Source organism: Bacillus sp. T2.9-1 (genome assembly GCF_950097965.1).
GTDB lineage: Bacteria > Bacillota > Bacilli > Bacillales > Cytobacillaceae > Niallia > Niallia hominis.
The window spans coordinates 1-8,291 of sequence record NZ_CATNHG010000148.1 but is presented as its reverse complement, the minus strand read 5'-3'; the positions used below and the strand labels follow the sequence as shown (position 1 = coordinate 8,291).

The window sequence follows — 8,291 nt, the reverse complement described above, 5'->3', positions numbered from 1 at the left end:
TGATTTGAATGGAAAGAATGGATTTCCTTTCCATTCAAATCATCAGGCCAGCAAGCGTAGCGCGGTAGCCTTGACTGAACACAACACTAAAGTAACTAAATGCGACAACTATGTTGACAAACACCGAGAAACGACATCTGCTAAAGTCCCGCTAATTCCACTCATGGTGTCTGCTTGTTCGGAATTTCCGAGTGCTAGCTGATCTATTGTATTAACGATTTGTGTAATGGAGCTCACATTTTCATCTGTGTTTTTAGTAAGGTGATTGGATTGATTAGTAACCGTGGAAGACACTATTTGCAGTTCGGAAGTAATATTCTTAAGTGCTTTTCTAGTTTCATATAGTGCTCTTGCCATATTCCCTGTTTGGTCTTTTATTTCTACTAATTTTTCTAAGTCATCATCTGTATCAGCCAAATCTAAATCGGCTGTTTTCTTTGCAAATTCCGTCACCTTCACAATCGGTTTTTCGATTGCTTTGCCTAAAATATAAGATAAGATAATACCAATAATTAATGAAATAATTAATCCCCATAATATGGGTGTAGGAATCATAAAGCCAGTTTGCATTGGCTGTGCCGCGCCAATACTTGGATCAGCAGTAGCTGTATCGCTGCCACTCCCATTCATAAATAAAGAGGCACTTACATTAATAATAGCTACTAACACTGAGTTTAATAAAGATAAAAGGATAATCTTTGTTGATATTTTTTTCATATAGTTATGACCGCCGTTTACAATTTAATTTTTGAATGACCAATATAATTATATTGGAATTTCTTAGATGTAAAATATATAATATTCAAAAAGATTATATATTTCTAGCCTAATCATTAGGAAAATAGTTATCTTGTTTTTCCAATTCTCTTTAAAACTTGCTAAAAAGTCTTCCGCGATCCTCCTTAATGTGAAAATCTGAGTATAAAGTCCTGTTTATGGTTCTTATTATTACTATTTAACCTTAATTTATCCTTAAGAGAGAATATAGGCGGAAGTCTGATAGTAGGAAATTAGTTGAAAAAGATAGAATAGTGCGGAGAAATAATTTTAAAATAAGCAAATATGGCAACTAATACAACGAGGTGAGTAAATGTTTTTTGAAATGACTTATCAAATAAGAGTATCGGATATAGTGAACGGAATAAAGTGGTACAGTACTTTTTTTCAAAGGGAACCGGATTTTGTTCCCCATGAAGGGTTTGCAGAATGGGAAATACTGCCGGGATGCTGGCTGCAAGTGGCAGAAGGTATTCCATCCGAAGGAAGCGGACCGCTCCGCTTTGCCGTAAAGGATATTAACTTCGAGCAGGATCGGTTAAGGAGCGAGTTAGAAATAGAAGGTTTACAGATAGAAGGGAGGGCAGAGGTGCCAGTTAGATGGGGAACTTTCCAGGATCCATGGGGAAATCAGATTGGTTTGTTTGAATACAACGATAAAGAGGAAGAACGAGAACGAATGATGGCTATTTTAAGCAAACAGCTGTAAAGGAAAAGAGGGACTAATTTGCAAGATAAGATAAATGCTATAGTAGAAAACATGCTACCAACGGCAAAAGGGAAAAGAGTAGTCGTAGGTATAGACGGGCTAAGCCGGTCTGGAAAAACAACCATGGTAAAAAAACTAGAAGCAAGTCTCCTTGAAAGAGGACTTTCTGTGAAAGTTTTACATATAGATGATTATATTGTAGAAAGAAATCGGCGTTATCATACTGGTTATGAGGAATGGTATGAATACTATCATTTACAATGGGATGTCCAAGCATTACAGGAAAAACTTTTTAAAAAGCTCAAAAATGCAACAGAAATACAGTTGCCTACATATAATTCCCAATCGGATACCCAACAAATAGAAATAATTTCATTGTTACATACTGACTTAATCATAATGGAGGGAGTTTTTTTACAACGAATAGAATGGAGAGATTTTTTTGACTTTATTCTTTATTTAGATTGCCCAAAAGAAATTAGGTTTTCACGAGAAAGGAAAGAAACGCAGCTGAATCTAGATAAATTCAAAAATAGGTACTGGAAGGCAGAGGATTATTATATTGAGAAAGAATGTCCGAAAAAACGCGCAAATATCGTATTTCACGTTTAAGGGAAAAGGGCGACAAGATAGGGCAAGTGATTTTTTTTTTGCAATATGGTGGATTCTCCTCATTGTTGCCCCTTTTTTGGCTGTAGAAGAGTAAAGAGTGTCCTCTATTGGGAAAGAAGAATAGAAGAGTGCAAAGGAGATAGACTTTGTATTAAATAGTCATCACTAGAATGTAAAGGTAACTTGACGTTAAGTTTCCTTTACATTTATACTGTAAAGGAATATAGGTGGTGATGAATTTGAAAAATAAATTAAGTGAACATAGAAAGCAATTTGGTTTGTCTCAAGATAAATTAGCTGAAAAGTTAGGTGTTTCCAGACAAACAATTATTTCAATTGAAAAGGGGAGATACAATCCATCCCTCCCTTTAGCAATGATGATCGCCGAAATATTTCAAACAAATGTGGAAAATATTTTTATCTTAGAAGAAGGAGATTATAAATAAATTTTGCTTACAAATTAGGAGGGAGTATATATGAAATCAAGGTTAGGTTATATAGTCATTGGTTTTCTTTTATTGATAGAAAGTGGTTATTTCCTATATGGTGGAATGACAGGTGATTTTCCATTATCTCCAACTTATGCACTAATTCTTGCGTTATCTGTTATGTTTCTTTCTCTTGGTTATTTGCATCCACAATTTAAGAATAAAGATGAAAGAATGAAAGTAATACGAGAAAAAGGAATGTTTTACTCCTATTTTATTATAATGTTTTATTTTTTTCTGTTTATTATATTAATTCACTTTCAAGTTATTAGTATAAGTGCAATGGGAATTGTTTTAATTCTTGCTGCACTTACTATTATGACAGTCTTCCTTTCGATGGTTGTTTTATCTTTGATTTTATGATGAGGGGATTAACTAATAATGAAAGTGGCTGCTAATTTCCTTGTTGTTTCATATGGATTCTATTTCATGTAAATTTAACGATTTATGGTAAAATAAGGTTATGTTTTAACGGGAATATAAGTTATTTGACTGAAGAAGTTAGTTTTTATTCAGACAGAATGAGGTGATTTTTTTATTGAAAACGTTAGAGCAAGATTCTCAGTACATTAGGTCTGTAAGTCTTAAAAGAGACCATATTTTATCTTATGACAACTTTCCGCTTAATCTGCCAACTATTCAGAACTTAAATGAATTACAGTTTCATCCTAATGTTACTTATATTATCGGTGAAAACGGAATGGGAAAATCAACATTACTAGAGGGGATTGCTATTGCATTAGGATTCAATCCAGAAGGCGGCACATTGAATTTTCATTTTTCGAGTTATGACTCTCATTCAAATTTAGACGAATACTTACGTTTAATCAAAGGAGTAAACCGGCCAAAGGAACACTTTTTCTTTAGAGCTGAAACTTTTTATAATGTAGCAACCAATATAGAAGATTTAGATAAAGAAGAACCATTTTTGGGTCCCAAAATTATAGATTCTTATGGAGGTAAATCACTTCATGAACAATCCCATGGAGAATCATTCTTTGCCGTATTTAACGAGCGTTTTCAAGGAAATGGTTTATATATTTTAGACGAACCAGAAGCAGCCTTGTCACCCTTAAGACAAATGACGATGCTGGCTAGAATCAATGAACTTGTTAATAAAGGATCTCAATTTATCATCGCTACCCATTCGCCGATAATTATGGCATATCCAAATGCTAAAATCATCCAAATTACAGAAGAAGGATTAAGTGAGTCTAAATTGGAAGATACTCAACATTATTCTATTATGAAACAGTTTTTTGCAGATAAGAACCGAATATTACACCACCTTTTCAATTAACAAGAATTTATAGCATAGGACAGATTATACTTATCTAGTATTGGATAGATAAGTTAACTAGGCATCTGAATAGCAATGATTCAATTAAAATGTTCGAATTGTTCATTAAGCTAGGGATGCAATCCTAACAATCTAAACAAACTTGACAATACGAAGCAAAGACAGGAGTGAGGTTATGAAATTTCTGCTTACATCTGGAGGCGTCAATAACAAAATCATACACGACGCACTGGTTGATATGCTAGGAAAGCCGATTGCTGAGGCAAACGCTCTGTGCATTCCCACAGCGATGTATGGACATCCTTGGGTTGGCCCTGGAGTCAAAGCATGGCAGTTCATCAGTGGAAAAGAAGAGAATCCCATGGTCAACCTTGGCTGGAAGTCAGTTGGCGTGTTGGAGCTTACAGCACTTCCAAGTATCGACGAAAACCAATGGATACCACTTGTTCAAGAAACAGATGTACTGCTAGTGTCAGGCGGCGACGCCCTTTACCTGTGCCACTGGATGCGTCAATCTGGACTGGCAGACCTTTTAACATCACTGAACTCAGTTTATGTGGGAATGAGTGCTGGGAGCATGGTTTTGACACCTAGAATAGGAGAATACTTTGTTGGCTGGACTCCACCAAGTGGAAGTGATGGAACACTGAGAATAGTTGATTTTTCCATTTTTCCGCATCTAGATCACGAGATGCTGCCAGGAAATACCATGGCTGCTGCAGAGAGATGGGCAGTCGAGATACAGGGACCTGCATATGCAATTGATGATCAAACTGCAATCAAAGTAGTTGACGGAGCGGTAGAAGTTTTATCTGAAGGGCAATGGAAACTATTTACACCTTGAGCATGATATACGCCCGCTTCTTTAAATAATTTCATGGAATAGTGGGATAGTTCGACATGTTTGGTGGCGTTGCTGTGTAGCTTACCTAGCAAGGGCGGATGATCATAACTCAGCAACTACTGTCTAAATTCAATAGTAGTAAATGGCACTGGATTTTTTAACGCTCATTCAGAATTAATAGATCCTTTAAAATAGGGAAGATTAGAGGCAAAAAACAAAAGAGACCAAAAGGAAGTAACTATCCTTTTTTGGTCTCTTTTATTTTTATAGGGATTTCATAAATTATGCTTCATTATTCAAATTGCTATTTAAATTGAGCAAGCCTTTTTTGAAAAGATAATCTTTCACACTTCCAATAAATATCTGCTGAAATAATGCTAATCTTAGAATATACTATTATCATTGGGTTAATGTTGTTAATTAATCCTAACATTCCAAGATTTTTAGCAGGAATAATATAAAACTACCATGGGAGAGCATAGAATGAACAAAAAAATAAACTATTTAATCATGATTTTAATGACGATTGTTATGGTTGGTTGTGCCAATGTAGAAGATACTTCAAATAAAAATGGAGAAACAGAAATACAAGAAGTAACCACTGTTAATACAAATGAAAATAGTGAAGAAGAAACGAGCACGAAGGATGACGATGAATCAGTAGTAGAAGAGACACAAACCGAGCCAAATAATGAACTGTTCGCAGGGTATAAACTTATGGAAGTTGATGGAGGAGATCTGTCTGGACACCGTGAATCAAACGTTGTCGTTGACATTGGTTATGGCGACCGTGAATATTGGGCATTTACCAATGAATACGGGCAATTAGTACGTGTTGTAGCTGATGAAATCATTCTTCAAGATGACGATAATGAACCTGTATTATCTTCTGGCAGATACTATCCCGACGAGGCGAAGGTTCCTGGTGTGGAAAGTGATGTTTTAGATGAAGGACATATCATTGCCGATTCACTTGGAGGGGTCTCAAATGCTTATAATATTACCCCACAAGATAGTACGCTAAACCGACATGGTGATCAAGCTTATATGGAAGAAGTGATCCGCAAGGCAGGCGGAGCGACAAATTTTGAAGCAATTATCACCTATCCGAATACAGAAACGCAAATTCCCTCCAGTTATCAGTATACCTATACAATAAAGGGAAATGTCATTACGGATTCATTTGACAATGTGAATCCTGATGAAGTAAACGAATCTCTTGGTTTAACAGATAGTGAGCCTACCGATTCAAGTAGTTCCAACACAAATGAGGATATTTCCAGCATTGATACAAATGGAAATGGTATGGTGACAATCGCAGAAGCAAAGGCAGCCGGTTTCAGTATGCCAATAACAAGTGATCATTGGTTGTACAAATATATGCGCGATAATGATAACGACGGGATGGTAGGAGAATAAGCGACTAGAACTTTAGAAGATTGGAAAACTCCTCCCATACTAGGGAAATGATTTGAATTCATTCATCGAAGCAACAGATAAAAAGTCCAAAGAAAAAGATTGTTAGCACTTTGTGGGTAATAAAAGGGAGAGAAATTAGTAACAGTTTCCATTAGAAAAATAGGAAACAAATTATACGAAAAAATGCAGCTGATACAATCAGTTGCATTTTTTTTTATACTTATAAACATATTAATAGACACCTAATTTGATTTTTGAAAAGCACTAAGTTAGCTCACTTGTTCTGTGTTTGAGTCACCTTAGCTGCAGTTGATTTCACAATGTATGCTTATAATGCTACTATTGTGAATCAAAAATCTGATATGGTTTTCACACATCTTCTTGGAGAAAGGATAAGGTTAAAATTTTTAGAGGGTAAGAGAGAGTGAGGAGGGTTGTAACCTAAGTTATTAAAATATGCATAAGCAGGGAGTATAGAGTGTTTGAAATCCTTCTATATAGATTTTTGGCACTTTTTATTTATATTTTAATTGGTATGTCAACACTAAACTGAACAAAATTATTAAGGAACACATACCATATAGTTTCTAAATAATTGGTACTTAGACGAAAAACAGTGTGTGCTGTTTGTCACTTGACTCGGAGCCTCTGCGGGCAAGATTATGAGCCAGGAAGCAAGATTTATCAAATAATCTGGCTCAGCCATCAAAGCTATCACGCCCGCCTCTCCAAGTAAAGTGGGTGCTTCTTACTTAATATGACTCGTTTTTATTAGATGCTTGCGCTTATATTCTTTAGGGGTTAAATAGTCCAGTGATCCATGAATTCGAATATTATTAAACCAATTAACGTAATCAAATAGCTCTAGATCAAGTTTTTGTTGACTATCGAAAACCTTCCCATTAACGAACTCTGTTTTAATAGTTTTGAAGGTTGCCTCGACAACTGCATTGTCATAAGGTGCCCCTTTTTCACTTAAAGATCTCGCAATACCAAACGTCTCTAATGCCTCGTCTATCAGTTTATTTTTAAACTCACTTCCTCGATCCGTGTGAAATAATTCGAGGCGGTTTAGGTTATGTTTTACCAATGAAAAGGCACGTTGAACTAGCCCAGCACTCTTATTAGGGCCAGCACTGTAACCAATAATTTCACGATTATATAAATCTACTAAAACACAAATATAATGCCAGTTTTGCTTCACTCGAACATATGTTAAATCACTCACAATCACTTTCAATTCCTTGTCTTGCTTAAATTCACGATTCAAGACATTTCCAATTTCGGACTCATTTACGATTGATTTTCTAGGTTTGTATTGGGCAACTGTATATTTGGAGACAAGTCCTTGTTCTTTCATTATTCGCCCAATACGACGACGTGACACTTTCCATCCTTGCTTTTGAAGTTCTTTTTTTATTTTTCTTTGTCCATAAATATTCCGACTATCTTTAAAAATTTTAACAATTATAGCTGTTAATTCATCATCCTGATTATCTCGGATTTCCGCCTCATAATAGTACGTGCTTCTAGGTAGTTGTAGGACGGCGCACATTGCTGATATCGAGTATTTGTGAAGGTTATTCCGAATCACATCTACTTTCGTCCCATTATCAGCGCGGCTTGCTTTAAAATATCATTCTCCATCATTAGCCGTTGATTTTCTTTACGAAGCCGAATTAATTCTTCTTGCTCCGGAGTTCTATTGTCTTTTTCCTCAAACGATCCACTTGTATTATGCTGGCGAACCCACTTATCAAAGGCAGATAGCGTCAGCTCATATTCTTTGATAATCCTTCACTTCTAGATTTACCTGTAAGGTGCAGCTGAACAATTTGTTCTTTAAATTCTTTCGTGAATGTTCTTCTTTCTCTTTTGGTCAGACTTCATTCTCCCTAACTTTAATGAATTAAGTTTATTTGACCTTAATAAATCTGTCCAACTAAGTGTAACCTATCCAAATTTAGGTTAAGAAGGATTTTAAAAGTAAAAAATGAATATAAAACATACTCATCCACTAGTGTTGCATTAATTTAATTCCACTATTAAAAATACTCGAAATGTTCACTTTTATTATTTTATGCATAGAAAAAGTCCTTTATAATGGATAAGTCAGGTGGTAACCCGTCCAAATCCACTAAA

General features: G+C 35.4%; 8 protein-coding genes and 1 pseudogene. 7 read left to right on the top strand and 2 right to left on the bottom strand.

Translation table 11 applies throughout. The annotated features are described in order from the left end of the window. Window positions 1-108 precede the first annotated feature (108 nt). Window positions 109-717, bottom strand: coding sequence for a hypothetical protein (locus QQZ16_RS22245; protein ID WP_235252742.1), 609 nt, complete (start codon window positions 715-717; stop codon window positions 109-111). Window positions 718-1,090: 373 nt separating this feature from the next. Here QQZ16_RS22245 and QQZ16_RS22240 point away from each other — a divergent pair, with 373 nt between their 5' ends. From QQZ16_RS22240 to QQZ16_RS22210, 7 genes are all read left to right on the top strand, one after another. Beyond that, window positions 1,091-1,486: a VOC family protein gene (locus tag QQZ16_RS22240; RefSeq protein ID WP_031538028.1), complete on the top strand. Its 396-nt coding sequence runs from the start codon at window positions 1,091-1,093 to the stop codon at window positions 1,484-1,486. Window positions 1,487-1,504: 18 nt separating this feature from the next. Further along, window positions 1,505-2,098, top strand: a complete 594-nt coding sequence (locus tag QQZ16_RS22235) for a kinase (RefSeq protein WP_081836652.1) — start codon at window positions 1,505-1,507, stop codon at window positions 2,096-2,098. A 239-nt stretch (window positions 2,099-2,337) separates the two neighbouring features. Then, entirely contained in the window at window positions 2,338-2,544 is a 207-nt protein-coding gene (locus QQZ16_RS22230) for a helix-turn-helix transcriptional regulator (RefSeq protein WP_235252741.1), read from the top strand. A gap of 30 nt (window positions 2,545-2,574) precedes the next feature. After that, on the top strand, window positions 2,575-2,949 hold the full coding sequence (locus tag QQZ16_RS22225) for a hypothetical protein (RefSeq protein WP_031538025.1): 375 nt from the start codon (window positions 2,575-2,577) through the stop codon (window positions 2,947-2,949). Between the two features lie 175 nt (window positions 2,950-3,124). Beyond that, window positions 3,125-3,886 (top strand): AAA family ATPase, encoded by a 762-nt coding sequence (locus QQZ16_RS22220; RefSeq protein WP_268817972.1) that lies wholly within the window; start codon window positions 3,125-3,127, stop codon window positions 3,884-3,886. Between the two features lie 175 nt (window positions 3,887-4,061). Continuing rightward, on the top strand, window positions 4,062-4,730 hold the full coding sequence (locus tag QQZ16_RS22215; RefSeq protein WP_031538023.1) for a Type 1 glutamine amidotransferase-like domain-containing protein: 669 nt from the start codon (window positions 4,062-4,064) through the stop codon (window positions 4,728-4,730). Between the two features lie 483 nt (window positions 4,731-5,213). After that, window positions 5,214-6,149 (top strand): DNA/RNA non-specific endonuclease, encoded by a 936-nt coding sequence (locus tag QQZ16_RS22210; protein WP_235252740.1) that lies wholly within the window; start codon window positions 5,214-5,216, stop codon window positions 6,147-6,149. 748 nt (window positions 6,150-6,897) lie between these two features. Here the strand turns inward: QQZ16_RS22210 and QQZ16_RS22205 are convergent. Beyond that, window positions 6,898-8,032: pseudogene (locus tag QQZ16_RS22205) on the bottom strand (IS3 family transposase). Between the last annotated feature and the right edge of the window lie 259 nt (window positions 8,033-8,291).

Bases quoted from the DNA above. Each gene is read 5' to 3' on its own strand.
- QQZ16_RS22245 (WP_235252742.1), bottom strand. From the start codon at position 717: ATGAAAAAAATATCAACAAAGATTATCCTTTTATCTTTATTAAACTCA.
- QQZ16_RS22240 (WP_031538028.1), top strand. From the start codon at position 1,091: ATGTTTTTTGAAATGACTTATCAAATAAGAGTATCGGATATAGTGAAC.
- QQZ16_RS22225 (WP_031538025.1), top strand. From the start codon at position 2,575: ATGAAATCAAGGTTAGGTTATATAGTCATTGGTTTTCTTTTATTGATA.
- QQZ16_RS22215 (WP_031538023.1), top strand. From the start codon at position 4,062: ATGAAATTTCTGCTTACATCTGGAGGCGTCAATAACAAAATCATACAC.
- QQZ16_RS22210 (WP_235252740.1), top strand. From the start codon at position 5,214: ATGAACAAAAAAATAAACTATTTAATCATGATTTTAATGACGATTGTT.